Genomic DNA, 26,942 nt, shown 5'->3' on the forward strand with positions numbered 1-26,942 from the left:
TGCTGGGGTGAAAATCGATCATTTGGTTGTAAATGTCGACCGTGAAATACAAGAGAGCAAGAGTGAGACGGAGAGGTTTCACGCAATGGGACTTCCGTACAACCCCAAGTGGGGCAAGGGGACGAGAGGCTTTAAAGTATCTAACGTGTGGATCGGCAAGGAGTATTTTGAGTTTGTACGGATCAAAAGGCGGGATGGGGGAGGTTGGGTAGAGAACTGGACCGAACAATATGTGCAAGGCCATAGAGGACTGATCGGTTTTGCTCTTGAGGTCGACGATATCGAAGCCGTTTACAGGGAGCTTAAAGACAGAGGAGTTGATATTACAAACCCGGAGCCGCTCAGGTTCCGCTGGTTTTTTAATCTCCTTACGAGAACGATGCCTTGGCGTAATGCTTTTTTGCCCGGATTGAAAGGTGTGCCGTTTCAATTTTTCTTGCAGCAGATGAATGATGAGAAAGCAAGGTCATTCATGGAACAATATATGGTCCCAAACAGCAAGGAGAATAACATTCATGGCATTTCGGAGGTTGTTATCTACGGCCAGCTGACACAGTCAGACCTTAATTTGCTCCATGCATTGTTTAGGGACTGCGAAGAACAGGAGGGAAGTTTCATCGTCCGGCTGGACAATCAGATGATCCGTTTTGTTTCTTCGCCGACCTATTATGTAGAAGTCCTGTTGGACTGCGGCAACATGGACTATCAGAGCGGGCAAGTAGCCCTGAAGAATCTGGTGATTCGCAATACGCAACGCGATATATGAAAAGTGAAGCCGCCCGCAATCAGACTTGCGTATGACTATAGAGGCAAGGAGAGGATCCCTATGCTTAATTGCAAAAAAGGCCGCTTGGCGGTTCTGATACTGGCTTCGTCGGTCATGCTGACAGCCTGTGGTGATTATGGCGGGACCGTCAGAATGACTACAACAGTTCAGGAGACAGAGACGAATCAACCAGCACCAGCCAGGCCGGACGAGAATCATAACGCTGGAAATACGGGTGATATGATAAATTCATCCCATGCTTCAAGTGGAGGGGCAGGGGAGTCAGATGGTAACAGTCCGATCGTCTCACTGCCGGAGAAGGACGTATATCTGTACCCGGCAGCCGAGAATACGGCCCTCCTGCAGATCGGGAATAAGCAGCAGGAGATGGACTGGATGTACAGCAACCCGAGAATGGTCATGCCTATTCTTCACATGCATGACTATGACAGGGATGGTACTGAAGAGCTGGCCGCGGTTATGCAAGTCGGTTCAGGGACGGGACTGGCGATCGATGAACTGCATATCGTGGAATATGCGGATGCGGAAGGGGAGGCGGACAAGCCCTTTATTGACCACCTCTTTCAGGAAGAAGATTACCTGGCACAGCTTCGGAGTGTGCTCCAATTTGAGACATTCGTCAGGGATGATGAGCTGTTCGGCCGAATAACGGTCGATGGCGAGCCTTACGAAGTCAGTCTGAAGACATTCGCGGAGACTTTTGGAGAAATGAATATCCAGGAGCAGATCGGGTTTGGAGCGATTGTGTATTTCCGTCCCAAGGGTGAAGAGCTTTCACTTAGCGCTGCTGTTGGCTTGATCATCGACGGCGTAGCCGAGCCTCAGTATTTTGGGGAAGTGGAGGCTGGGGTGCAATACAGTTCAGGAGCGTTCAAGCTCAGCAAGCTTCGTTTTGAAACTCAAGAATAAACCAGCTAAGGAATGGTGCCGACTCTCTCCAACGGAGGAAGGGGGCACCATCCATATCAATCAGCAATATCCGCACAATCAGAAGTTTAAAAAAAGGTAGAGAAGTTAAAACCTCATTATTGAAGCGCTTTCATCGCGGAGATACAATAAATGAGAAATGAGCTGTATGAATCTAGAAAGAAAGGAGATTGCAAGCGTTTACCAGAATGTCCAACTTATTTGGAGGTGGATGATGAAGAAGAAATCGATTTTCACACTCTGTATTACCGTTTTGCTCTCAGCCGTTCTTATTACCGGCAGCGCACTGGGCGCAACTGGGATATGGGAGCCTTTCAACTATTATAATTCGGATTTGTGGGAGAAGGCCAACGGTTATTCTAACGGGAATATGTTTAACTGTACCTGGCGGTCCAACAACGTAACGAATACAAGCGACGGGAAGATGAGGCTGGCGCTTACGAGCTCGTCGTATAACAAATTCGATTGCGGCGAGCTGCGGAGTAAGGCCAAGACAGGCTACGGTCTGTATGAGGTCAGAATGATGCCGGCCAAGAATCCAGGTATTGTATCGTCATTCTTCACCTACACGGGACCAACTGACGGTACGCCTTGGGATGAAATTGACATTGAGTTCCTGGGCAAGGATACGACAAAGGTTCAATTTAACTACTATACCAACGGTGTCGGAGGCAATGAGAAAATCATCGATCTTGGATTTGACGCCTCCCGGGATTATCACACTTATGCCTTTGACTGGCAGCCAAACCGCATCACATGGTATGTGGACGGTGTGGCCAGACACACGGCAACCACCAACATCCCGAAGAATCCCGGCAAGATTATGATGAACCTGTGGAATGGGACTGGGGTGGACAGCTGGCTTGGGTCCTACAACGGTGCCAACCCGCTGTACGCTTACTATGATTGGGTAAGATATACCAGCAGATAATAGCCACACGTAAGAAAAAGCCGGACTGAGGTCACGCTCAGCGGCTTTTTTTGCTTCTCGGGAACCGGTTCCCGCGTGTATAATGACCCAAGGCAATAAATACGGAGCTGAAGCCAATGAAGTGGAGACCCAAGATCACATTATCCATTAAATTTTCTTTCGTGCTGTTTATTCTGCTGGGCATCGTTTTCCTGCTTAATTCAAATTCCTACAGGGTTAGTGTCCGGGTTATCGAAAAGGACGTGCAGGCTTCTTATCAGGACCAGCTTCATTTCTTCCTCTCCCAGCTCGAAAATCAGGTAGACCAGCTGGCTGCCGCCGTGCTGGAGCTGGAGGAGGACCCGGCCATGAAGCAGTACGTCAATTCAACGCTGCCAGAGGATTTATTTGACCGCAACAAGCTTAAGCTGAGCATACTGGAGAAAATCAAGCTGCAGAGCGCTTCGTCGAACTGGCCGCTGGATATCTCCGTTTATGTGAATAAACAGAAGGAGGTCATTTCTACCCGCTCTGACATTGTATACGACGAACAGCAGGAAGAGTATGCGGCGGGCAAGGGAGAGGGCTTATGGAGCTACGAGGCCAGTGGGAAGGATGGGGGAGGCGCCTTCACAATGGTCCGGTCAGGACAGGGCTATACGATCAGGGCGCAGTTCTCTGCTGCCAATATCAAGGGAATGTTGACCAAATTCCAGCAGGATAGTCTCCGGCACACCATGCTGCTCCATCCGGATAACGGGGTCATTGGGGAAGCTGTCCCCTTGTTTAACTCCTGGCTTCAAGCGCCGGACAGGGAGCCCCTATACAAGCCAAGCAGCGAAATCCTTGAGCTGTCCGGGCAGCGGGTGCTCGTTAATACTTCGCCGGTTGCAAATCTGGGCTGGGTTATTGTGGACCTCATACCGCTGGATGAAGTTGTCCTGCCGGTAAAGGAGAGCAGGCAGTTTTTTGTCCTGGGAATTGCCGCCATGCTGATCCTCGGGCTGGTCATATCCGCGCTTATTTACCGGCAGGTCCAGTATCCGATTAATGAGCTTATCGTGAAGCTGAGAGATATTCGATCAGGCAAGTACTCATCCCGGTTAGTAACCAGGCGAAAGGATGAGTTCGAACATGTATACTCGGGCTTCAACAGCATGGCGGAACGTCTGCAAGAACTGATTGAGAAGATCTATGAGGAGAAGCTCAGGGCGAAGGAAGCGGAGCTGAAGCAGCTGCAATCTCAGATCAACCCGCATTTTCTCTACAACTGCCTGTACTATATCAAGAACATGGCCAAGCTTGGCGGAGAAGATGAAGTGATTGCCATGTCCGTTAACCTGGGTGAATATTACCGGTATATTACTCGTATCGAGAATCCTATGGCTACCGTCAGGGAAGAAGTAAAGCTGTTGAGGAGCTATTTAAACATCCAGACCATGCGCTCAGCCCGGATGACGTATGAGGTGGATATAGAAGAATCTTTAATGGACCAGCAAATTCCGAGATTACTGATCCAGCCGCTTGTGGAAAACGCAATCATACATGGCATTGAGAAGAGTGAAGAAGGCGGAAGGATTGTAATTAGAGGAGAGAACATTCCAGGCGGTTTCCTGATCAGCGTGGATAACTCCGGAGAAGGTTTCCAGCATGACGAAGGGCTGGACGAGCTGCGGCTTCGGGTCAACCAGCCTCTGTCCAGTGATACAGGCTATGGACTGTGGAATATTAACCAGCGCGTGACCAGAATCTACGAGCCCGGCTCGGGGCTGGAGTTTGAGCCCTCTTCGCTTGGAGGCTTAAAGGTGTCCATTCGCTGCATTGTGAAACAACAGGAGGGTTCGTAGAGCTATGTTGAGCATGCTGATTGTAGATGATGAGCCGGCAGTTGTTGAAACACTGGCTTATACAATGGAGTGGGAACAGTTTGGGATCATGACTGTTTATAAGGCTTACTCTGCCAAAGAGGCACTTGCCATCCTGGAAGAGTATGCAGTTGACCTATTGATCGCGGATATCTATATGCCGCGGATGTCTGGTCTGGAGCTCATCAAGCATGTCCGCCAGCAGTATCGTCATGTGAAATGCGTGCTCTTATCCGGTCATGCGGAGTTCGAGTATGCGCAGCAGGCCCTGAAGTACGGAGTTTCCGAATATTTACTGAAGCCCGCAGCCGATGAGGAGATTCTGGCTGTGATCGGCAAGCTGGTGGAGCAGATTAAGAGCGAATGGGAAGAGGTAATTTCCCGCAACCGCCTGCTGAGTACCTTCAAGGAGAGTCTGCCGGTGCTTAGGGGCAAGCTGCTCAATGAGCTGTTGATTACTGGCGTGTCCAACGATTCCCTTGAGCGTCTGCTTCCCTTGTATGATCTGCCCTTCGGCTTCCATGATGACATCTGTGTGATGGTCATCCGGACGGAGGAGAGCCTGGCCGAATACAATGAGCGGGATTTCCACCTGCTGGATTATGCCATTCTGAATATTGCCTCAGAGATGTTCGCGGATGCTTATCATCTATGGTCCTGCCGGGATATGAACGGGTATCTGGTTATTGTTGCGAAGAAAAAGCCGGACATTGAAGAGACTGGCAGCGGGCATGCTGACAGCAGTGAGGTCAAAAAGTTCCATCTGCTCGCGCTCCAACTGCAGCGGAATATCGGCTTGTATCTGAAGCGGGTCGTATCCGTGGTGGTAAGCAGATGGGGCTGCTTTCCCAGAGATATCCAAGAGTTGTACCGCCAAATATTGGGGCAAATCCGCAGCAGGCTTGCTAATGAATCGGGCTGCTTCCTGCCTGGTGATCTTCCGGAAGAAACGGCTGTGCAGCACCCTCTTCACCGTTTATACGAGACTCCGACGCTCCACCATCTCTTGGACAGCCAGCAGTGGGCAGAGTACGAGAGTAAGCTGGAGATTGTTATTAGGCAGATGAGGGAGACGCCTCATTTGTCAGAGGAGCATGTCCGGGAGGCCTATACAATGGTATCCGGTTCCTTCTATTATTACGCTCACAAGCATAACCGCCTGCTGAGCGATCTGGTCGGCGGTTCCGCCGTTTTGGACCGGGCGGTGCGGTCAGTCCAGCAGCTGTCCGAATGGGCCGGATATATGCTGGAGAAGATCAAGAGCAATGCCGCTGCCGAGCAGCGCAGCTCGAAGGAAAAGCTGATCATGAAGGTGAGAGATTATATTGACCGCAATCTGGGAAATGCTTCGCTGCAAACCGCTGCTGATGCGGTGTACCTTCACCCGGTGTACTTGTCCCGGCTCTATAAAGCCGAAACCGGAGAAGGGCTGAGCGAGTATATTCATAAGCAGCGGATGGTGAAGGCTGCGGCGCTGATGAAAGATCATGCTGTTAAAATTTACGAGATTTCCGAAAGCTTGGGCTATAAGAATGCAGCCTATTTCAGCAAGATCTTCCGGGAGGAGTTCGGTATGACACCCCAGGAATATCGTGACCAGCTGTAGAATGGCTTTAGGTCCGTTATAAGCATAGATATGGGAAAATACCTATACGTGCAGCAGTCCTGAGTGGTCAGGACTGCTGCTTTGATGTGCGCTATTATCTGCCTGCCGCAGCTGATGACTGGCTGCTGCGGTACCACGCATTTACCTCATCCGTAATCTGGTCTCCGCCGTTCTCCTTCCATAGCGCCGCGAATCGGTCAAAGTAAGCGATGTCCTGCTTCCCGTATATAATTTGCAAGAAGACCTCGCGCTCCGTTTGCTGGAGCTGCCCCCATTTTTCCCGCATGGTCGTGGTAGGCGGCCCTTGAAATTCATTCAGCAGCCGGCTGCCGGCCTGACGGGCAAGGATGGATTTTTCCGGTTCCGATACGATCTGTGTCCAGTCAGAAGGAACCCGTGCCCCGTCATAGATCAGCGTATAATCGGAAACGTCTACAGGTTCTCCCGGTATTAGGCTGTTGAGAGGCCCCGCTTGTACGCTGCCAGACTCATACAGGTAATTAATATAGCGGAAGAAGGGCTCCGGATCTTGGATGTTCTTGTTAATCAAGATGGCCCCGTTTCTCGGAGGGGAGGACCGGTGATAGGATTTGCCGGACTGGCCGGAAGGTAACGGTATAGCCATGAAGGAGACCCCTGAGTTAGCGGCCAGCATATCGTCCAGCGGCCGATATCTCATCCACGCGGGCCCTACCACAATACCCGCTTTTCCCTGTGTGAACATTCTGGCTGCCATCTCCTCATCCTGATACAAGGCCTCATCGGAGAAGTATCCCTGCTCCTTCCACTCCTTGAGTTTGAGCAGCCCTTGCTTCGCCTCGGGCTGAATGGAGCCATACTCCAGTCTGCCCTCCCCTTCTGCCGTGCCGTTAACCAGATTCCACTGCTCGGGGAGGATGCCGTACATGCCAAATACCCATCCGATATCCGCCATCCATGTATTAACTGCGCGCTGGAGGCTGACGGCGATGCCGTAGGTGTCATCCCTGCCGTTGCCGTCAGGGTCGCGGTGGGTGAACGCATCAAGCACCGCTTCCAGCTCGGAAAGCGACGAAGGGGGAGTGAGGCCGACCTTCTCGAGCCAATCCTCACGAATCCACATCACCGGGTCCGAATTGTAGTGATAATCAAGAATAGGAATGGCATAATGCTTGCCGTCCCGTTCGTAGGGCTGCCATACCGCGGGATCTTCCTTCATGGCTTTCTTCCATACCGGTGAAGCATACTGGGCGAACAATTCATCTACGGCCATGAACTGGCCCGAGTCAATAAGCTCATGTACAACATCTGTCCGCACAGGAATGATGTCAGGCATTTCACGCTTGTTTAACAGCTGCAGCTTGAGCTTGGTGGTGAAGGTACTGTCAGGAGCGGTCCACAAATAATGAATGTCAATGTTCAAGTGTTCCCGTACAGACCGGGTATGTATATTGTCCTCGATGGTTTCGCCAGCATGAAAGCGGATTGCAGGCCGCAGGCTGAATACGGTCGTCAGCGTATCGGGTTCGTCAGCGGACCTCTGAACTTCTTGGGTTAAATGTGTAGCTTGCTTCATCAGCAAGGAGCTGATTACCACAGCCGTTACAAGGAACAGGAGTAAGAATGCAAGCCGCGTTTTTGTCATGTAAATCCCCCCATTCATTATTGTAGCACGGAGTGCCGGTCGTTTGGCGCACAGGTTGTTCTTGAGCCGGAAATAAGAAGTTAAGGAATTCATACAAAAGCTAAATAGTAGTTATATAACGAAACCGGGGCCGCTTTTATAATGTAGTCACACAGGACAAGAGAGGTGGGGCATCCTTGAAGAAGATAATGGCGGCAGGGCTTATATTTACGATGATCTGCGGTTCTTTGACACCAGCGGCTGGTGCGTCCGCAGTAAGAACCGGAGTGCCGGCAAGCGCTTCTGAGGCGAAAGCCGGGCATTGGGCAGAAGCAGCGCTTCGGGAATGGACGGGATACGGAGTTGTTCAGGGTTATGAGAACGGCAGCCTACAGCCAGACCGTCTGATATCCAGGGCAGAGCTTGCGGCGATGCTGCACCGGGTATTCGGCTACGACGGCGGGGGGGCTGGTTCCGCAGCTTTTACGGATACAGCAGATCAGGCATGGTATGGTCCGGCTCTGGAGGCAGTATTTAAGGCGGGTGTCATAACCGGATACGGGGACGGAACTTTCAAACCGCAGAATCCAGTTTCCAGACAAGATGTGGCGGTCATGCTGAGCAGGGCTTTCCAGCTTGTAAATGACAGCGCTTCATTGAAGGCGAACGTGCTTGAGAGTTTTGAGGATGCGGCTTCAATAGGTTCCTATTCCGCGCCTGCACTGAAAGCTATGATTACATCCGGTGTGATGCAGGGGTATCCGGATGGCACCCTTCGTCCGAAGCAGCCATTGACAAGAGGAGAAGCGGTTGTGCTTCTGGACAGGCTCGCGGGAACCTTGTACAGCAAGGCTGGCACCTACGATGAAAGCGAGACGCTGGATCACGCCGTAGTTAACAAAGATGGCGTCATCCTTAAGAATAAGCAGATAACAGGCAATCTATACCTGGCCCCGGGCATTGGAACGGGGGATGTAAGCATGGAGAATAGTGCCGTGTCAGGGAAGACCTATATCAACGGCGGCGGAGAACATAGTGTGCATATCACTAGTTCGACACTCGGGGATACGGTTCTCGCGCATCCGGAACACCCGATTCGTGCAGTGCTGGGCGGGAAAACGGTAATTGGACAGTTGGCGCTGAAGGGACCGATGATCGCAGAGCTGTCGGAGGGGACGGTAATCCATTCTCTGGTGCTGCATGCAGGCTCCAGCGGGACTGTCATCAGCGGCAAGGGCGAGATTGCCAGTCTGCAGGCAGAGACGGACGGAATTAAGGTCAACGGAGTTGTCCTTGCCAAGGGCCAGAAGATGGTGTGGTCGTCCGAATCGCTGAAGCCTGCGAATGCCGGTGCGAGTACGGAGCCTGGCAGGACAGCCGGCGAAAGCAGCAGTCCATCTGCTGGTAGCGGTGGCAGCCCTGGCGGTAACAACGGTGCCCCAGGCGGCAGCAATGGCAGCCCAGGAGGTGACAATGGTACTTCGGGCGGTAACAACGGTACTCCGGGCGGTAACAACGGTGAACCGGGGGGCGGCAATGGCGGTGGGGAACCCTCAGCTGAGTGGTCGCCTGTCGTATCCGTGGGGGATATACCGGGTACGGCGCAGGTATCGGCTTCCGTTCCAGACGGACATACGCTGGCTGTGCTTGTAGCTCACCATGCGATTGAAACGCCGAAGGCTGGTGACTCGCTCCCCAAGGACAGCTTGCTTATCCATCCTTACCAGCCGGGAGACGATATCTCAGGAGTAGATGCCTCGGTCAATAAATATCTGGGCGTGTATGAAGTGGATGCCAGCAAAAGGGTTGTCCATTTCCGGCAGATCATCTTGACGGAGGCGGATGTGAAGCCTGAGACCTGGAGCATGGTCTGGAACGATGAGTTCGAGAGTTCAGAAATCGACGGGACCAAGTGGAATTATATCCAGGGTGGCGGCGGTTATGGCAACAATGAACTGCAAAACTACACGAACCGGCGTGAGAATGCCCGTATTGAGGACGGAAAGCTGGTCATTGAAGCGCATAAGGAAGCTTATCAAGGCAACGATTATACGTCGGCCAAGCTGACGACGGAAGGCAAAGGCGACTGGACGTACGGCAAATTCGAGGTGCGCGCCAAGATGCCGGAAGGCAAAGGGATCTGGCCGGCAATCTGGATGATGCCGACTGATCAGAATTTGTATTCGGGATGGCCGGCTAGCGGTGAAATCGACATCATGGAGCTCTTGGGCCATGAACCGAATAAAATTTACGGCACCCTGCATTACGGCGTGCCTCATGATGAGGTCCAAGGCAGCTATACGCTTCCTGATGGAAGCAGCTTTTCGGATAGCTATCATACCTTCAGTGTGGAGTGGGAACCGGGTGAATTCCGTTTCTATGTCGATGGCATTCTCTACGCCAAGCAGAATGACTGGTTCAGCCAGAACGTGAATGAGGCGGAGAAATATACCTACCCGGCGCCTTTTGACCGCGATTTCTTCATGCAGTTAAATCTCGCGGTAGGCGGCAACTGGCCGGGAAGTCCGGATTCTTCAACCGTATTCCCCCAGCAAATGCTTGTGGATTATGTACGGGTCTATGAGCGTGAGATGAGTCAGTACCGGCAGCCTGTCGAGCCGGCTTCCCACTCTGTTGTTATTAGGGAGCCGGGGGCAGATGGCAGCTATATCGTCAACGGAAGTTTTGAAGATGGCCTTAATAACTGGATCTTCCAGCCCTTTGGCCCTCCGGAGGACCTGTTCGGAGGCAGAGGATCGGTTGCGTTAGATCAAGGTGCTGTACTGACAAGCATCGAGCAGGAAGGGGACGTAGAATATGCCGTTCAGCTGGTGCAGACGGATATTCCCCTGATTAAGGGTGCAGAGTACCGGCTGTCCTTCGACGCGTGGTCATCGGCAGACCGGAGCATGACAGCAGCAATCAGCGGTCCGAACCGCAACTATGCACGCTACATGAACGACCAGACCTTATCGCTTTCGGCGCAGAGACAAACGTACACCTTTGATTTCGTGATGGCATCCGATCCGGATCCGGACGCAAGGCTGGAATTCAATATGGGTAAAGCCGGCGTACTGCCTGTGTGGATTGATGAGGTCAGGCTGCATAAGATTGCCGATCCGGATCCAAGTCTTACCCGGGAGGCCCTCCCCGGTGGCAGTTTGATTTATAACGGTACATTCGATCAGGGCAAGAATCGTCTGGCCTTCTGGTCCCTGGACGGCCCGGCGGCAGCTGAAGCCTATGCGCAGGTAGGCAGTGCGATTGAAGAACGCAAGCTGTACGTTAAGCCTGCCGCTCCAGGCCCAGCTGATTCGCTTCTGCTGAGCCAGAACCAGCTGGGCTTAAAGGAAAACCAAATGTATGTCTTGTCTTTTGAAGCCAAGGCAGCGGCGGAAGGCTCCGTGATCCAAGCAGCCATTGGAAACGAATCGGAACCTGGTCTATATGGCGAACAATCCTTCACAGTAGGTACGGCCAAGGAAAGCTATACGATGATTATTAACATGGGTGTGAAGGAATCCGCAGGCAAGCTGGTGTTCAAGCTGGGTGCGCTGCCGGGCCTCCTTGAGCTGGATAATGTCATGCTTAAGGAAATGGCACCGCCAGTAATTATAGACGGATTTAGCCGCATAGAAGCGGAGAATTATTCAGATATGAGAGGGGTCCAGAAGGGAGAGGACGGACTCAGCGTAGGCTGGATTGATCCAGGCGATTGGATGCAGTATATCGTCGATGTGAAACAGGCTGGAGAATACAAAGTTTCTTATTATGTGGCCTCCGGCTATGAGACGGGCGGCTCGTTGAAGCTGCTGATGAAGCGGGGAAGTGTGCTTGAGCATACCTTCCCGGCAGGCGAAATGGCGGAGTCTGAAGCGGATGCGGTCTATACGCTGGATGTCGCGAATACAGGGGATTGGGGCAGATTCGTACTGGTGGACCAGATGATTACCCTGGAGGAAGGAACCCACACCCTGCAGCTGTATGCGCCTCATGTAAATGTGGATTATATGCTCTTGGCGCCCTCTGATCTAAGCGGTACGACCCGCAACGTTGTCCGCAACGGCACCTTTGACGAGAATGTCGGCGAATGGCGCACGTACCAGGAGGACCAGTTATCCATATCCAGCGTGAATGGAGAGATGAAGGTTCATCTTCCATCCTTGACGCCGGACGCCTGGAACCAGCAGGTCTACCAGGATGGACTCACGCTGGTGCAGGGCGTAACCTACACGGTCACCTTTGACGCCTACTCCACTGTAGACCGGCCTATCCAGCTCGGTGTAGGACATATTGATTCCAGCAACAACTATGCCTATACAGACTTTCTGGCCGGCGGCAAGCCGACCTTGTGGCTGACATCGGAGAAAAAGTCGTATCAGTTCTCCTTTGTCATGAATAATCCGACCGAATTGAACGCCAAGCTTGAATTCAACCTGGGCCAGATAACGGTGGGAGATACCGTGTACAGCGAGGCAGGGGATTTGTTCCTGGATAACATCCGGCTGAGCGGCGGCATGACTCCTTCAAGGTAACCATGAATACGGCGGCGGATGACGCTCGAATGGCTATTAACGCTGGCAGATTTGTGATCTAGTACTGAGCGGGGATTGCGGAGCCCTAATATAGGAACCCGCAATCCCTTTCTCAGCTTCGGATTTTGTACAGCTTTGTACAGCTGGAGGATCAGATAATTCTATAGTAAGCAATATCACAGTAAAAACATATAGAGGGTTATATAGAATGTTTTTTCATTATATTTTAAAGTCCTGAGTGAGCCAACGAATCGTAACATGATGATTTCTTGCTGTTGCTGCTAATCAATATTTTGTTATCCATGCTTTCGATTTATCGTATATCTGAAATCATCAGGGCGGTAACATAGATACATAGAGAATCAACAACGGATGACACCAGAAGGGGAGCATGTGCATGAAACAAACGGTTCCATTGAACAAGGAGAGCGTCAGCAGCCGTGGCAAGCCGGAAGCCCCGGTCCGCAGAAGATCGAAGTGGAAGAAAACGATCAGTCTCGATATTATGCTGCTGCCCGCGCTTATTCTTACGTTTATCTTTTCTTACATTCCGATGGCGGGTCTTATTATGGCGTTTCAAAATTATAAACCGGCACTAGGGATGACAGGATCAGCATGGGTAGGCTTTGATCATTTTGAGTTTCTGTTCAGCATACCGGAGAATGTGCAGGTGATCTGGAATACGGTCATCATTGCAGGCCTCAAGATGGTTGCGAATTTGGTGGTTCCTTTTATATTTGCTCTTCTTCTGAATGAAATCAGGAAGATGTACTTCAAGAAGGTCGTTCAAACCATCGTATATATGCCGCACTTCCTCTCCTGGGTTATTGTGGGGGGCATTCTGATTGATCTGCTCGCACAGAATGGGGGTTTAGTCAACCAGGCTTTGACAGGTCTCCTGGGTATCGATCCGATCTTCTTCTTGGGAGACGGCAACTGGTTTCGGTTTGTCGTAGTAGCGAGTGACGTCTGGAAGGAGTTCGGCTTCAACACGATTGTCTTCCTGGCTGCTTTGGCCGGCATTAATCCGGCACTGTATGAAGCGGCTGAGGTGGATGGCGCCGGCAGATGGCAGCAAACCTGGGCGATCACCATTCCTTCGCTGATTCCGATTACGATTGTCGTCGGTACGCTGGCACTCGGAAACATACTGAACGGGGGATTTGACCAGATCTTCAACCTGTACAATGCTCTTGTCTACGATAAAGGAGATATTATCGACACGTTTGTTTACCGGTATGGAATTATTGGCGGCAAGTTCAGCTTTTCCACTGCTGTTGGATTGTTCAAATCGATTGTCAGCTTCGTCTTGATCGTTATTGCATACAGGCTGGCCTATAAACTGGCGAATTACCGCATCTTCTAGAAAGGGGGCTTAAGCACGTGTATCATAAATCGACATCTTATAAGGCTTTTACAATATTCAACTATACGTTCATGATTCTGATCTCCCTGCTTTGCCTAATCCCTCTGGTGCATATCCTGGCGGTTTCGTTCAGCGGCAAGGCGGCGGCCAGCGCCAACCTGGTCAAGCTGTGGCCAGTGGATTTCACACTGGATGCTTACGTTAAGACGATAGCGAATGAGAACTTTATCCGGTCAATCTGGGTGACGCTGCAGCGTACGGTCCTCGGCACGTTCATCAGTATGGCGGTTGTCATTCTTGCCGCTTACCCGCTGTCCAAGGAGAGCAGCAGCTTTAAACGGAGAAACATCTACACCTGGTATTTTGTCTTCACCATGCTGTTCAGCGGCGGGCTGGTTCCCTTCTACATTCTGGTCCGAAACCTGGACATGCTGAACACGCTGTGGGTGCTCATTATACCGGGCGCGGTTTCGGTCTGGAATATGATCCTGCTTCTTAACTTCTTCCGAGGTATTCCCAAGGAGATGGAAGAGGCGGCCCTTATTGACGGCGCAGGCCATTTCCGGACTCTCATAAGTGTATATCTTCCGATTTCCATGCCTGCATTGGCAACCTTATCGCTGTTTGCCTTGGTGGGGCACTGGAACTCCTGGTTTGACGGCCTGCTCTTCATGACGGATCACACCAACTATCCGCTTGCGACCTACCTGCAGACCGTCATTGTACAGCAGGATTTCAGTAAAGTATCGGTCAGGCCGGAGGATCTGGAGAACATCTCTCAACGAACGGTCAAGGCGGCTCAAATATTCATCGGGATGGCGCCGATCCTGCTCGTATACCCGTTCCTGCAGCGGTTTTTCGTTAAAGGGATTGTGCTGGGGGCCGTGAAGGAATAGGCCCGGTCATCATAGCCATAACTCTGGCAGGAGGTGAGGGAGCGGCAGGTTCGAATCTCGATGGAAGTCTTGCAGATTTTACAATGATGTAGCCAAAGCAAACATAGGGGGATACGACAAATGGCAAAGAAGATGAAACGATCCATGATGGCCCTGTTAAGTACGGTACTGCTGTCCGGCGCCTTGGCGGGATGTTCCGGAAACAACAATAATGGAAATTCGCCAGAGTCAGCCAATGCGGGAGGAGAGGAGAGCCTTTACTCAGCTCCCTTTGAGAACGGTAAATATACAGAGCCGGTAACCATCACGACCGTATTTCCGATTTCCAGCAATGTGAAGTTCAAGAACGGGGAAAATATTGAGAATAACGTTCATACCAAATGGGCAAAAGAAACGCTTGGCATTGATATTAAATACTTGTGGACAGTGAGCGAGCAGAACAATGCTTATGAAACCAAGCTGCGCCTGATGCTGACGGCCGGCGAGAAGATGCCTGATATTGTGGCATTCCGAGGAAATAATGCGCTGATTGCCGATCTGGTTGATAGCGGGCAGTTCACAGATGCCGGCGAGCTGTTTGACAAATATGCTTCAGAAACCTATAAGAAGGCGATGGAAGAGGATCCAAGCGTCTGGAATCCGTTAATCCGCGACGGCAAGAGAATGGGTGTACCAATTTTGGAAAACGCCTACAATAATGATCCTGTCATGTATATAAGAGAAGACTGGCTTAAGAAGCTTAACCTCAAAGCTCCGACAACGATTGATGAGCTTGAGAACGTCATGAACGCTTTCACAACACAGGACCCGGACGGCAATGGCCAGAATGATACAACGGCCCTTTCTGTCGGCTTCAAGAACAACCTGAATACCTGGATGTCGGATTCCGGCTGGATATTCGGAATGTTTGGCGCCATGCCGAACCAATGGAACAAGACGGCAGACAACAAGCTGGTGTATGGCTCCGTTCAGCCTGAGATGAAGCCTGCTCTTGCCAAAATGCAGGAGTGGATGGAAAAAGGTTATATTTCATCCGAAGCTGGACTGTATGATGAAACAAAAGCTACTGAGGCCTTTACGGCAGGAAAGTCCGGTATTATTGTCGGCCCTTACTGGATGACAGGTTGGCCGCTTCCGGATCTGAAAGCGAACGTGCCAGGAGCGGAGTTTAAGGCATATCCTCTGCCTGCTGGCCCGGATGGTAAAGTTGGCCGCCATGGAACGCCAATCAGCAGCGGAGCTGTCCTCATTAATAAGGATATGAAGCATAAGGATGCCTTCTTTGTATACCAGAACTACTTGTTTGACCACTGGGCAAACCCGGAGAGCACAACCTTTGCCAACGGCTTTGCCAAAGGGTATGACTATGATCTGGGTCCGAACGGTGAAGTGTATCGCGAGCAGCAGAGCGATCAGATCCCTGGGGGATGGGTCGATGCCATCCGTTATACACTGACGTTCGATGGTGCAATCATTCCTAACATGATGATGAATACACTGGCCAAGCTTGCAACAGGAGCAGAGCCAACTAACCAGTATGAGAAAAATCTGTCGGAGCGTCTGCCGGAGCAGATCCAGGCTGCCAAAATCGTGGTTGATCAGAAGGATGCCGTTATGCCGGAAATGTTCACGGGTGCCCCGACTGAGACACAGCTTTCACGCGGCGATATTCTCTCTAAGCTGGAGAAAGAAGTGCTGAATAAAATTATTTACAACAAAGCCCCAATTGATGAGTTCGATCAATTCGTAGAGAGATGGTATTCTTCCGGTGGCGATCAAATAACCGAAGAAGTCAACGCATGGTATGAATCAGTTCAACAATAACATATCACATGGGCGGCCCTAGGGCGGCCCTTTCTTTGCAGTACGCTGCTGCATTGTCAGGACATAAGCACCAGGAGGAGCCCGCTATGCTGAACCGTCTTTCCATATTCCAGAAGCTCTTTTATTTCCTTCTGCTTATGGTGGGGATATTCGTGATCGCGTTCTGGTCGATTTACAACCTGAATGTGAAGGATATACAGCTCGAAATGAGCCGGAATAAAATGAATGATGTGCGGTTGATGGCATCGCAGCTTTCGACTCAGTTTGAGCAGGTGCTGATGAACACGATAACGCTTTCGCAGGATTCATCCATTCGGGATTATCCCTATATTCTGAAATTCGGAGACAAATATTCCCGGTATGAGGGGAAGCTGTCCATTATCGATAAACTGGCGATCAATGCGGCTTCTACATCGTGGAATAATAGGGTCACTCTCTATTATACGGATGAGCAGGAGCTCGTCTCGTCGGCTAATTCCCCTTCGATCGCCCCGCTTGACCTATCGGCCTCGAAGGTCAACGAATGGACGGTTCGTATGGATGAAGGAGGCGGCGGCTACTATTCCTATATCATGAAAACGCATATCAGTGAGCTGCTGATTGAGGTTAGTGTTTCTCTAGAAAATCTAAAAAAAATGATGGAGCCTTACAATTCAGGGACTCCCCTATTGTATGATGCGGGCCAAAGCGTATTTATTCGGAAGGAATCCAGATTTCTTGAAGATGCCTATCCGAAGATCGCCTCGGAAATCAGCGGCGAGAGCGGATCGTTCCTATTTCAAGATCAGGGTACAGAGTATCTGGTTCACTATATGAAGTGTGCGATGCTCGACCTTTATTTCCTGGATTTCCATCCGCGGAGCCAATTCATCCGTCCGATCTCCCGCAACAATCAATATTTCATCTATGCGGTGCTCATCGTAGTGGCAGGGGTCATCTTCTATACGCTGCTGCTGCGCAGACAGGTCCAGAAGCCGGTTAACGTGCTCCGGAGAGCGATCAACCGGTTTGACCGGGGTGATTTGTCCAGTCGTGTCGCTACTCTCCATGCACATGAGTTCAGGATGCTGGGCAATTCATTCAACCGGATGGCGGAGAATACCCAGAGACTGATCGAACAGGTATTATTCTACGAGCTTGAAGTGAAGGAAGCTAAGCTCAAGCAGTATCAGGCACAGATCAATCCGCATTTTTTGTTTAACTGTCTGAACTATATCCAGAGCAAGGCAAGTGTAAAGGATCATCAAGCCGTAACAGCCATGACGCTTCATCTCGGCTCATACTGCCGTTACATTCAGAAGATTGAGCTCATTGATTCCACCTTACTCGAGGAAATTACGTTTGTGGAGCATTTCCTTTCCATTATTCAGCTTCGCAAACGGGAAATCTCATTTGATATCCATATCCCTGAGCATATGTACGGCTACCGTGTTCCTAGGATGATTCTCCAGCCGCTGGTAGAGAACTGTATCAAGCACGGCATCGAGCCGGGAATGGAGCAGGGGGTTGTTACAATAACGGCAGAGGAAACCGATAATGGTCTTCAAATCATTGTAAAGGACAACGGAGCAGGTATGACGGAAGGAAGACTCTTGGCCGTTCGAAGACATATGAATGATTTCATCCATCAGGATGAAACGCTTGGAACCGGAATTCGGAATGTGAATCAGCGGATCCGCCTGTACTTTGGCAAGAGCTCGGGGCTGGCCGTAGAGTCTATGCCTTCGGGAGGTACCTGCTACCGGATTCATATCGATAACGGGGAGGACAACAATGCTGCAAATTCTGCTGGTTGACGATGAACAGTATGTAGTGGATGATCTGGAAATCGCCTTCCCTTGGGAGGAATATGGAATTAGCCGGGTCCACAAAGCCTATTCGGGATCTCAGGCCATTCAGATCATGGAAAATTTCCCAATCGATATCCTTCTGTCAGATATCGCTATGCCAGGCATGAGCGGGCTGGAGCTGGTTGGATATGCGCGGAACAGCAATCCCAGAATCAAGTGCATTCTGCTTACGGGGTATTCTGATTTTGAATATGCTGTGGAGGCGCTCAAGAATGGGGTGATGGAATATCTGGTCAAGCCTCTGGATCAGAACAAGCTGCGCCTGGCTCTGCAAACTGCGGCAGAGGCGATCAACGAAGAGCTTCTTCAATCGGCGTCTTATGACCAGGCAGTGCTTGCCTACCGCGAACATTTGCCCTTGGTAAAAGACAGGCTGCTCTATGAAATTATACAGGGTAAGAAATTCAGAACCGAATACCTGAACAAGAAGCTGGCTGACTATCGAATACCTATTCGCGATCAGGATACGGTTTATCTGTTAGTCGTCCGTCTCGAGGAGCATTTCACCAGTTATGACGCTGACAGCCAGCTGCTTTATGAATATGCTGTTGCCAACATTGCTGAAGAAATACTTGGAGAGGATTTTGCCGTGTGGCACTGCCGGGATGCTTATGAGTATCTGGTCTTTATCCTTAAGCATACAGGAGAAGACTTGCAGCAGGATGAACAAGCAGTTCTTGACAAGCTTAAAGGCCATGCGGACCAGCTGCATTATAAAGTGAATGAGTATTTAAAAGGCGGCATTACGGTTATATTGTCATCCTCCGGCATGTTTGTCCGGGATGTCCGCTCCATGTATGAAGAGACCTTATCGGCCTTGAGACAGCAGGCGGGTGTCCATAACGGTTATTTTTTGTCTGTGGCGGACAAACCCGCCAACATCCCGGTGCAGCCGCTCAGAATGCTGTATGAGCCTCCGACCTTTATTCATCTGCTGGAGACAGGTCAGTGGGCGGGCTTTAAGGAACGGCTGGAGCGGGTTAAGCAGGTCTGCGAAGGCTTGCCCGGGCACAATGAAGAATATTTTGAGGAGATCAGGAGTGTCCTGCTGGCCGCCTTTCATTATATCGCACACAAAAACCGGGAGCTGTTGTCCGATCTGGTAGGGCATGAGCTGTTAAATAAACCGTCATTCCGCTCGCTGGCACAGCTGGTCGGTTGGGGGCAGGGAATAGCTGACATCCTAAAGGACAAGCTGGAACACGATACGAAGTCCAATCAGCAGAGAATTGTGCAAGAAATCTGCAATTTCATCGATCAGCGGTATGCGGAAGCCAGCCTGCAGTCCATAGCCGATTATGCCGCCCTGCATCCCTCCCATGTATCCAGATTGTTTAAACAAGTGAGCGGGATCAGCATAAGCGAATATATTCACCATGTGAAGATGGAGCGGGCAGTCACTCAATTAAGGGAAACAGAATCGAAAATATACGAGATTTCAGATAAACTGGGCTACTCCAATTCCCAGTACTTTATTAAGGTCTTTAAAGAACAGTTTGGTATGACGCCGCAGGAATACCGGGAGAAACAGCAGGCGAGGTCATAGAAAGACCGCACAATCATAAGGCATGACGGAGGGTCGGGACAGGTCATATAAAGCTAAATAGCAATCAAGCGGATATTGGTTTGGGTTGGAATAATTTATATAAATGGTATGTACTTTGGAAAGTCGAGGTTTTATAATAAAGGAGCGGTATGTAAGGGTTTTCATGAAAGGGGGTGATAAAGCGGGTACAAGCACAAGCATTGTACGTCTCTGACAGGTTGGATTAATATGCACAAACCAAAGGAGGAATGAATGATATGACAACGAAGACCCGGAAGAAGAGATGGGCTGTATCGGTATTGACTGCCGCAGCGGTATTGGGAAGCTCGCTGATTCCGCTCTCATCGGCCGGTGCCGCTGCTGCCATACCGGTGTCCATCCAGGTGGATACGGGCAAGGACCGGAGTGAGATCAGCCCCTATATCTATGGCACGAATGCGGGAATGGATATGACCGGAACGGAAGGCTTCACAGCGAGAAGGCTGGGCGGCAACCGGATGACGGGCTACAACTGGGAAAATAACGCCTCGAATGCTGGCAGCGACTGGTACCACAGCAGTGATTCCTACATGTGTACGGTGATGGGCATTCCGGATGCACCGGGTACCACAGAATGCGATACGCCGGGACTTGTGCATACGAAGTTCCACGACCAATCCCTGCAGCAGGATGCCTATTCGCTGCTGACGCTGCAGATGGCAGGCTATGCTGCGCGGGACAAGGACGGAGAAGTGGCTGAATCCGAGACAGCACCTTCCGCCCGCTGGTCCGAGGTTCAGTTCAGCAAGGGAGCACCTTTCTCATCTCAGCCTGATCTCACGGACGGCAAGGTATATATGGATGAGTTCGTCAACTTCATGGTGGACCAATACGGCAGCGCTTCCACCTCTACAGGGGTACAAGGGTACTCGCTGGACAATGAGCCGGCCTTGTGGTCTCATACGCATGCCAGAATCCACCCGAATCCAGTGGGAGCGCGCGAGCTTGTGGATCGTTCTGCTTCGCTCTCGAAGGCTGTTAAAGCGGTCGATCCGGCAGCCGAGGTTTTCGGCGGTGTGTTCTACGGCTTCGGCGCCTATCTGAACCTTCAGGAGGCTTCTGACTGGGAAGCGGTGAGAGGCAATCATAAGTGGTACATCGATTATTACCTGGATCAGATGAAGCGGGCCTCTGAGGCTGAAGGCAAGCGCCTGCTGGATGTTCTGGATGTGCACTGGTACCCGGAGGCGCAAGGCGGCGGCCAGCGGATCACGTTCGGGGGAGTAGGGAACACCGAGACCAAGAAGGCGAGAATGCAGGCGCCAAGAACGCTCTGGGACCCTACGTACCAGGAGGACAGCTGGATCGGCCAGTATTTCAGTGATTACCTGCCTCTGCTTCCGAAGCTGAAGCAGTCCATCGACGAGCATTATCCGGGGACGAAGCTTGCGATGACGGAATACAATTACGGCGGTGAAGGTGATATATCCGGGGGGCTGGCTCAGGCGGATGTGCTTGGCATTATGGGCAAGCAGGGCGTCTATATGGCCAACTTCTGGCAAATCGGGGAGGACACCAGCTATGTCAGCGCCGCTTACAAGCTCTACCGCAACTATGACGGCAGCGGGTCGGCCTACGGAAGCACGAATGTGCGCGCGGTGACGTCTGATCTGGACAACAGCTCCGTCCACGCCTCCGTTGCAGATGAGACCAATGATGAGCTCCATCTTATTGTCATGAACAAGAATATGGAGGCGCCGCTGCAAGCGGATATTGCCATCACAGGTGACAAAACGTACAGCTCGGGCCGGGTATTCGGCTTTGATGCTGCAAGCCCGAACGTGACAGAAGCTGCTCCGGTAACAAGCATTGCCGGCAACCACTTCACGTATACGGTTCCGCCGCTTACGGCTTATCACATCGTGCTGAAGGCATCAGGCGACAGCAATAACCCGCCGGAAACGGCCCCTGAGACACCAACAGGCTTAAAGGCAGCTGCGGGCGAGCAGTCGGTGACGCTCAGCTGGAATGCTTCGGCTGGCGCCGCCAGCTATACCGTGAAGCGCGCTGCGGCCGGCAGCAGCAGCTACGTGACGCTGGCTTCACAAGTCGCAGGCACCACGTATACGGATCCCAATGTAACAGCTGGCACGACGTATCATTATGTGGTGAGTGCGGTTAACAGCAAAGGGGAAAGCCCGGACTCCGCCCCAGTCAGTGCGACGCCGACCGGGTCAACAATGCCTCCCGAGACAGGTCTGGTGCTTCAGTACCGCGCGGCGGATACCGATGCGAAGAACAACCAGATCAAGCCACATTTCAACATTAGGAATACGGGGACGAAGGCGGTTAACTTGAGCGATCTGAAGATCCGCTATTATTTCTCCAAGGATGGCAGCGCTGCGATGAACGCCTGGATTGACTGGGCTCAGGTGGGCAGCAGCAACATCAACCGGACATTCGCGGATGGCTACGTGGAGGTAAGCTTTGCTGCCGGCGCCGGTACGCTTGCAGCGGGTGGACAGACGGGCGACATCCAGCTTCGCATGGCGAAGAATGACTGGAGCAATTTTGACGAAAGCAACGACTACTCATTCGACCCGGCGAAGACATCCTACTCCGACTGGAACAAGGTGACGCTCTATCATAACGGTACGCTTGTCTGGGGGATTGAGCCTTTAAGCGCTTCCTACTGAATGATAATCTTCATAAAGGTTACGCAGCAGCCTTGTTCCGGTTCAGCCGGGTCAAGGCTGCTTATCGTAGAATTGGAGCTGCTTGTCTGCTCATCTCATAAGGTCAAGCTAGTTAGCCAAAATCGCATACTTTTACGCCTTCTGCCTCCGCTATATTTCGCAGGGGCTTTTGCTATACTGGTTGTAAAGACATGACTGATCTGGAGGGATTCGATTGGACACGAACAAGATTGGCATACCGCTTGAAGGCTTTGCGGAATTCAGCCGGACGGCTGCTGCTGAAGGTGCCGTGCTGCTCAAGAATGATGGACAGGCGCTTCCGGTCCGGAATGGTGAAAGCGTTTCAGTATTTGGCCGTATACAAGTTAACTACTACCGCAGCGGCACAGGCTCGGGCGGGAGTGTTAATGTCACCTATACAACGAATTTGCTGGATGGTCTGCGCAGCAAGAAGGACATCGCGGTCAATGAAGAGCTCGCAGCGGTCTATGAGAAGTGGATTGAAGAGAATCCGTTCGATAACGGAGGTGGCGGCTGGGCGGCCGAGCCGTGGCACCAGAAGGAAATGCCGCTGACAGATGAGCTGGTGGCAGAGGCAAGACGCAAATCCGGTAAAGCGATCGTTGTCATTGGCCGTACAGCAGGTGAGGATCAGGATAACGCGGATGCCCCGGGGAGCTATCAACTGACTTCAGACGAGAAGGCTATGCTGAAGCTGGTTACCAGCCATTTTGAGCAGACCATTGTGGTTTTGAACGTATCCAATATTATTGATATGAGCTGGGTAGATGATGAAGCTTATGCTCATCCAATTCCGTGTGTCATCTATGCATGGCAGGGCGGCATGGAAGGCGGCAATGCGATTGCCGATGTGCTGGCCGGTGATGTGACGCCTAGCGGCAAGCTGACGGATACGATTGCGTATTCGATCGATGATTATCCGTCTACCATTAATTACGGGGACGAACATAAGAACCTGTATCAGGAAGATATCTATGTAGGCTATCGTTATTTCGAGACGTTCTGCCCGGACAAGGTGCAGTATCCGTTCGGCTATGGCTTGTCCTATACGGATTTCAAGCTGGAGCCGGAGGAGGCGAAGGTAACCGGTAGCGGTGCTGAGACTCAGATTGAGGTCGGTGTTACCGTCACCAATACAGGTTCTGAATATGCAGGCAAGGAAGTCGTACAGGTCTATGTGGAAGCGCCGCAGGGCAAGCTGGGTCAGCCGGCCAGATCGCTGGCGGCATTCGGAAAAACAAAGCTGCTCCAGCCGGGCGAATCGGAGCGTCTAGTGCTGAGCGTTCCGCTAAATAGCCTTGCATCCTATGATGACGGCGGCGTGACCGGTTATCCTTCCGCTTACGTACTGGAAGCGGGGACCTACCATTTTTACGCGGGCAACAGTGTAAGGAATCTGACTCAGGTCGGCGTTGATGGTCAGAGCGGCTTTATCGTGAATGCGCTGCAGGTCGTGGAGCAGCTGGAAGAGGCGCTGGCACCAACCGAGAATTTCACCAGAATGCGGCCGGGCGCACGCCGGGAAGACGGCTCTTATGAGCTTGTTTACGAAGAAGTGCCAAGACGCAAGGTTTCGCTGGCGCAGCGGATTGAGAAGAACCTGCCTGCGGCCGTCGAGCAGACCGGGAACCGGGGCTATACCCTTAGGGATGTACATGCCGGCAGGGTCAGCATGGATAATTTTATCGCACAGTTCTCAGATGAGGATCTGGCTGCCATTGTGCGCGGAGAAGGCATGAGCAGTCCACTCGTCACATCCGGTACGGCTTCCGCCTTCGGCGGCGTAACAGACAGCCTGCTGGGTTATGGTGTGCCTGTAGGCTGTACGGCGGACGGACCGTCGGGCATCCGGATGGACAGCGGAGAGAAGGCTACACAGGTTGCAATCGGAACACTGCTTGCGGCTACCTGGAATACGGAGCTGGTAGAAGAGCTGTATGTGCTGGAGGGCAAGGAACTGCTCCGCAACCAGATTGACACTCTGCTAGGACCGGGCATGAACATCCGCCGCAGTCCGCTTAACGGGCGGAACTTTGAATATTTCTCAGAGGACCCGCTGGTGACAGGTATATTCGCAATCGCCTGCGTGCGGGGGATTATGAAGGGCGGCTCGAACGCCACGCTCAAGCATTTTGCCTGCAACAATCAGGAGAAGCACCGTACCAAGGTGGATGCCGTTGTATCCGAGCGGGCGCTGCGGGAAATTTACCTGAAGGGCTTCGAGATGGCTGTGAGGCAAGCGGGCGCGAATTCCATTATGACCTCCTACAACCCGGTTAACGGACACTGGGCAGCGTCCAACTATGACCTCAATACCACCATCCTGCGGGGAGAGTGGGGCTTCAAGGGTATTGTGATGACGGACTGGTGGGCAAGAATGAACGATACCGCACATGGCGGGCCTTCGGATACGAAGCTTACGAACTGGATGGTGCGGGCACAGAATGATCTGTACATGGTGGTCAGCAACTATGGCGCGGAGATCAATGCTTCGGAGGATAATACGATTGAATCTCTGCAGAGCGGCACGCTCACACGCGGGGAGCTGCAGCGCTGCGCACGTAACATTTGCGAGTTCCTGATGCGGGCGCCGGTGTTCTCCAGAGAGCGGCACACAGGGGAAACGGTTCAGAAATTTGAAGCGGTCCCGTCGCTTTCAGCGGACCAGGCTCTGGCCGTATCGGGAGGAGAACAGATACAGCCTTCTGCGGTAGGGACGACTTACATGAAAGTGGATAAGGCCGGTGAATACCGGATCTTCGTGCGCATCATGTCGACCGAGAGCAACCAGGCTCAGAGCGCCTGCAATGTAACGCTGAACGGCCAGCAGCTGGTGACTATTCAGACCAACGGCACGGACGGCAAATGGGTGAACCGGAAGCTCGCGAAGGTTGAGCTTGGCACAGGAGTTTACGAGATGAAGCTGGACTTCATCAAGCCGGGACTGCAGGTTGACTGGATGGAGTTTAGGCAGGTTTAATGGTGAAGTTTCAGAAGAAGGCGGTATGTTCAGACGTTCCCTCCCTATGCTGTTCCTCAATGTAACTGACATAAATCACTTTGTTGCCACTAAAAAACACGGGTTTTGAGCCCGTGTTTTTTTCTTTCCGTACTTCAATTAACTACGGCTGAGCCTTCAGTTTAACCATCAGCTGAAATGAACGGCGGACATCTCCTTCGGCGGAGCCGTAGAGCTTCGGATGACTAGCTGGGGCTCATACACAACCGCCCCTTCCTGGCTGTTCCGGTTCTCGACAGCATTGACGATCCATCTGGCTGCTTCAATGCCCATGAGCGTCTTCGGATGGGTTACTGTCGTCAGCTTGACCTCTGTTGCTTCGGCCAAGTAGGAGTCGTCGTAACCGGTAATGGAGAACTCCTCGGGAACCCGCAGGCCCTGGTTTCTCAGCATATCCAGTACGTGCAGGGCAATCTGATCGTTATAGCATACTGCTGCGGTATGAGCACCCGGTGATGATAGGGGAAAGAAATCTCTAAGTTTGGCCAATATATGGCCATCATCCTGCTCCTCAGTCGTGTAGGAAACAATCATGTCAGGAAAGACCGGCAGCCTGTGTTTTCTCAGGGCCCGTATGAATCCCCTCATGCGGCTTATGCCCTGCAGATCATCTACCTTAAAGATCCCGATGATCTTCTTGTGACCAAGCTTGATTAGATGCTCCGTGACGAGAAAGCCTCCGCGTTCATCATCTACTACCATATGAGAAGGCATAAGCTGAGGATAGAATTGATTAATCATCAGATAAGGGATGCTGCGCTGCTCCAGCTCCAGGTAGATTTTCATGTTGGGGTTAAAGCTGCTGCTCTTGGTTGGCTCAACGATCAGCCCGGCAATATTCTGGCTCAGCATGGATTCAAGGCACAGTCGTTCTTTCCCGGCATCATTGTCCGTGCAGGCCAAAGTAAGAGAGTAACCGTGGGACGTTAGATAGGACTCTATCCCTTTAATGATGGTTGGGAAGATATAATCCGAGATATAGGTTGTTATGACTCCGATAGTCTTCCGGGCAGGGGCGGACGGTAGTAGGAGAGACTGTTCCGCTTGTTCTGTCGTAAGCCGTTCGAGAGGAAGCCCGCTCTTCCCTGAACAGAATGTACCGGCACCCCGCTCCCGGTAAAGCCATCCTTCGTGAACCAGATCTCCGACAGCTTGTCTGACGGTATGTCTGCTGACTCCGAACAACCGGACAAGCTCATGTTCCGAATATATTTTATCCCCCGGCTTGACTCTTCCTGTCCGGATCCATTCGGTTATCTTTTCTTTAACGATCGTATATTTGGTCTTGCTCCCCATAGAATCACCACTTTATCTAGAAATAATCATCCTTTAAGCGTTTACAAAAGGCTGCAGCAAGGCGGATGTTGTTATCGATACCTCTTTGTGATTAACGTGAAACAGGTATGTCGAGTCTAGTTGGTGACCACAGGTTGTTGTACGTACAATGGAGAGGCGGCAATACAATCGTAACAAAAAAGCTAACGACCTACCACTAGAATTTTACATGTAAGC

Annotated in this window: 15 protein-coding genes; 13 read left to right on the forward strand and 2 right to left on the reverse strand. The window is 51.6% G+C overall.

What is annotated here, in order from left to right; translation table 11 throughout:
• Nucleotides 1-7: 7 nt before the first annotated feature.
• From DNH61_RS12045 to DNH61_RS12065, 5 genes are all read left to right on the forward strand, one after another.
• Complete coding sequence (locus DNH61_RS12045; RefSeq protein ID WP_111146908.1) at nucleotides 8-766, forward strand: VOC family protein; 759 nt, start codon at nucleotides 8-10, stop codon at nucleotides 764-766.
• 60 nt (nucleotides 767-826) lie between these two features.
• Complete coding sequence (locus DNH61_RS12050; protein ID WP_111146909.1) at nucleotides 827-1,696, forward strand: hypothetical protein; 870 nt, start codon at nucleotides 827-829, stop codon at nucleotides 1,694-1,696.
• Nucleotides 1,697-1,928: 232 nt separating this feature from the next.
• Complete coding sequence (bglS, locus tag DNH61_RS12055; protein WP_111146910.1) at nucleotides 1,929-2,645, forward strand: beta-glucanase; 717 nt, start codon at nucleotides 1,929-1,931, stop codon at nucleotides 2,643-2,645.
• 116 nt (nucleotides 2,646-2,761) lie between these two features.
• Nucleotides 2,762-4,471 (forward strand): sensor histidine kinase, encoded by a 1,710-nt coding sequence (locus DNH61_RS12060; protein ID WP_111146911.1) that lies wholly within the window; start codon nucleotides 2,762-2,764, stop codon nucleotides 4,469-4,471.
• A 4-nt stretch (nucleotides 4,472-4,475) separates the two neighbouring features.
• The gene (locus DNH61_RS12065; RefSeq protein ID WP_111146912.1) at nucleotides 4,476-6,095 is read left to right on the forward strand and encodes a response regulator; all 1,620 of its coding nucleotides are present in this window, start codon (nucleotides 4,476-4,478) and stop codon (nucleotides 6,093-6,095) included.
• A gap of 94 nt (nucleotides 6,096-6,189) precedes the next feature.
• Here DNH61_RS12065 and DNH61_RS12070 read toward each other — a convergent pair whose 3' ends face one another.
• Complete coding sequence (locus tag DNH61_RS12070; protein ID WP_181438680.1) at nucleotides 6,190-7,719, reverse strand: extracellular solute-binding protein; 1,530 nt, start codon at nucleotides 7,717-7,719, stop codon at nucleotides 6,190-6,192.
• A gap of 176 nt (nucleotides 7,720-7,895) precedes the next feature.
• Here DNH61_RS12070 and DNH61_RS12075 point away from each other — a divergent pair, with 176 nt between their 5' ends.
• The 8 genes from DNH61_RS12075 to DNH61_RS12110 all read left to right on the forward strand — a co-directional run bounded on the left by DNH61_RS12075 (nucleotide 7,896) and on the right by DNH61_RS12110 (nucleotide 25,391).
• Complete coding sequence (locus DNH61_RS12075) at nucleotides 7,896-12,233, forward strand: carbohydrate binding domain-containing protein (protein WP_111146914.1); 4,338 nt, start codon at nucleotides 7,896-7,898, stop codon at nucleotides 12,231-12,233.
• A 505-nt stretch (nucleotides 12,234-12,738) separates the two neighbouring features.
• Nucleotides 12,739-13,599 (forward strand): ABC transporter permease, encoded by an 861-nt coding sequence (locus DNH61_RS12080; protein ID WP_245948181.1) that lies wholly within the window; start codon nucleotides 12,739-12,741, stop codon nucleotides 13,597-13,599.
• A 17-nt stretch (nucleotides 13,600-13,616) separates the two neighbouring features.
• The gene (locus tag DNH61_RS12085) at nucleotides 13,617-14,495 is read left to right on the forward strand and encodes a carbohydrate ABC transporter permease (RefSeq protein WP_111146916.1); all 879 of its coding nucleotides are present in this window, start codon (nucleotides 13,617-13,619) and stop codon (nucleotides 14,493-14,495) included.
• A 120-nt stretch (nucleotides 14,496-14,615) separates the two neighbouring features.
• On the forward strand, nucleotides 14,616-16,319 hold the full coding sequence (locus DNH61_RS12090) for an extracellular solute-binding protein (protein WP_111146917.1): 1,704 nt from the start codon (nucleotides 14,616-14,618) through the stop codon (nucleotides 16,317-16,319).
• An 86-nt stretch (nucleotides 16,320-16,405) separates the two neighbouring features.
• A complete protein-coding gene (locus tag DNH61_RS12095) occupies nucleotides 16,406-18,115 on the forward strand; it encodes a sensor histidine kinase (RefSeq protein WP_181438681.1) in 1,710 nt (569 codons plus the stop codon).
• Nucleotides 18,093-19,715 carry a response regulator gene (locus DNH61_RS12100; protein ID WP_111146919.1) on the forward strand — a complete coding sequence of 541 codons (1,623 nt, stop codon included), beginning with the start codon at nucleotides 18,093-18,095 and terminating at the stop codon, nucleotides 19,713-19,715. The genes DNH61_RS12095 and DNH61_RS12100 overlap by 23 nt, the downstream gene beginning before the upstream one ends.
• Nucleotides 19,716-19,972: 257 nt before the next feature.
• The gene (locus tag DNH61_RS12105; protein ID WP_245948152.1) at nucleotides 19,973-22,390 is read left to right on the forward strand and encodes a glycoside hydrolase family 44 protein; all 2,418 of its coding nucleotides are present in this window, start codon (nucleotides 19,973-19,975) and stop codon (nucleotides 22,388-22,390) included.
• A gap of 214 nt (nucleotides 22,391-22,604) precedes the next feature.
• Entirely contained in the window at nucleotides 22,605-25,391 is a 2,787-nt protein-coding gene (locus tag DNH61_RS12110) for a glycoside hydrolase family 3 C-terminal domain-containing protein (protein ID WP_111146920.1), read from the forward strand.
• 168 nt (nucleotides 25,392-25,559) lie between these two features.
• Here DNH61_RS12110 and DNH61_RS12115 read toward each other — a convergent pair whose 3' ends face one another.
• Nucleotides 25,560-26,726 carry a GntR family transcriptional regulator gene (locus DNH61_RS12115; RefSeq protein WP_111146921.1) on the reverse strand — a complete coding sequence of 389 codons (1,167 nt, stop codon included), beginning with the start codon at nucleotides 26,724-26,726 and terminating at the stop codon, nucleotides 25,560-25,562.
• Between the last annotated feature and the right edge of the window lie 216 nt (nucleotides 26,727-26,942).

Origin of the sequence: Paenibacillus sambharensis, from assembly GCF_003233845.1 — a bacterium.
Taxonomy (GTDB): Bacteria; Bacillota; Bacilli; order Paenibacillales; family Paenibacillaceae; genus Paenibacillus_I; species Paenibacillus_I sambharensis.

Excerpts from the sequence above, each read along its gene's own strand:
- DNH61_RS12070 (WP_181438680.1), bottom strand. The coding sequence starts at position 7,719 with ATGACAAAAACGCGGCTTGCATTCTTACTCCTGTTCCTTGTAACGGCT.
- DNH61_RS12095 (WP_181438681.1), top strand. The coding sequence starts at position 16,406 with ATGCTGAACCGTCTTTCCATATTCCAGAAGCTCTTTTATTTCCTTCTG.
- DNH61_RS12050 (WP_111146909.1), top strand. The coding sequence starts at position 827 with ATGCTTAATTGCAAAAAAGGCCGCTTGGCGGTTCTGATACTGGCTTCG.
- DNH61_RS12090 (WP_111146917.1), top strand. The coding sequence starts at position 14,616 with ATGGCAAAGAAGATGAAACGATCCATGATGGCCCTGTTAAGTACGGTA.
- DNH61_RS12100 (WP_111146919.1), top strand. The coding sequence starts at position 18,093 with ATGCTGCAAATTCTGCTGGTTGACGATGAACAGTATGTAGTGGATGAT.
- DNH61_RS12065 (WP_111146912.1), top strand. The coding sequence starts at position 4,476 with ATGTTGAGCATGCTGATTGTAGATGATGAGCCGGCAGTTGTTGAAACA.
- bglS (WP_111146910.1), top strand. The coding sequence starts at position 1,929 with ATGAAGAAGAAATCGATTTTCACACTCTGTATTACCGTTTTGCTCTCA.
- DNH61_RS12115 (WP_111146921.1), bottom strand. The coding sequence starts at position 26,726 with ATGGGGAGCAAGACCAAATATACGATCGTTAAAGAAAAGATAACCGAA.
- DNH61_RS12105 (WP_245948152.1), top strand. The coding sequence starts at position 19,973 with ATGACAACGAAGACCCGGAAGAAGAGATGGGCTGTATCGGTATTGACT.
- DNH61_RS12060 (WP_111146911.1), top strand. The coding sequence starts at position 2,762 with ATGAAGTGGAGACCCAAGATCACATTATCCATTAAATTTTCTTTCGTG.
- DNH61_RS12080 (WP_245948181.1), top strand. The coding sequence starts at position 12,739 with ATGCTGCTGCCCGCGCTTATTCTTACGTTTATCTTTTCTTACATTCCG.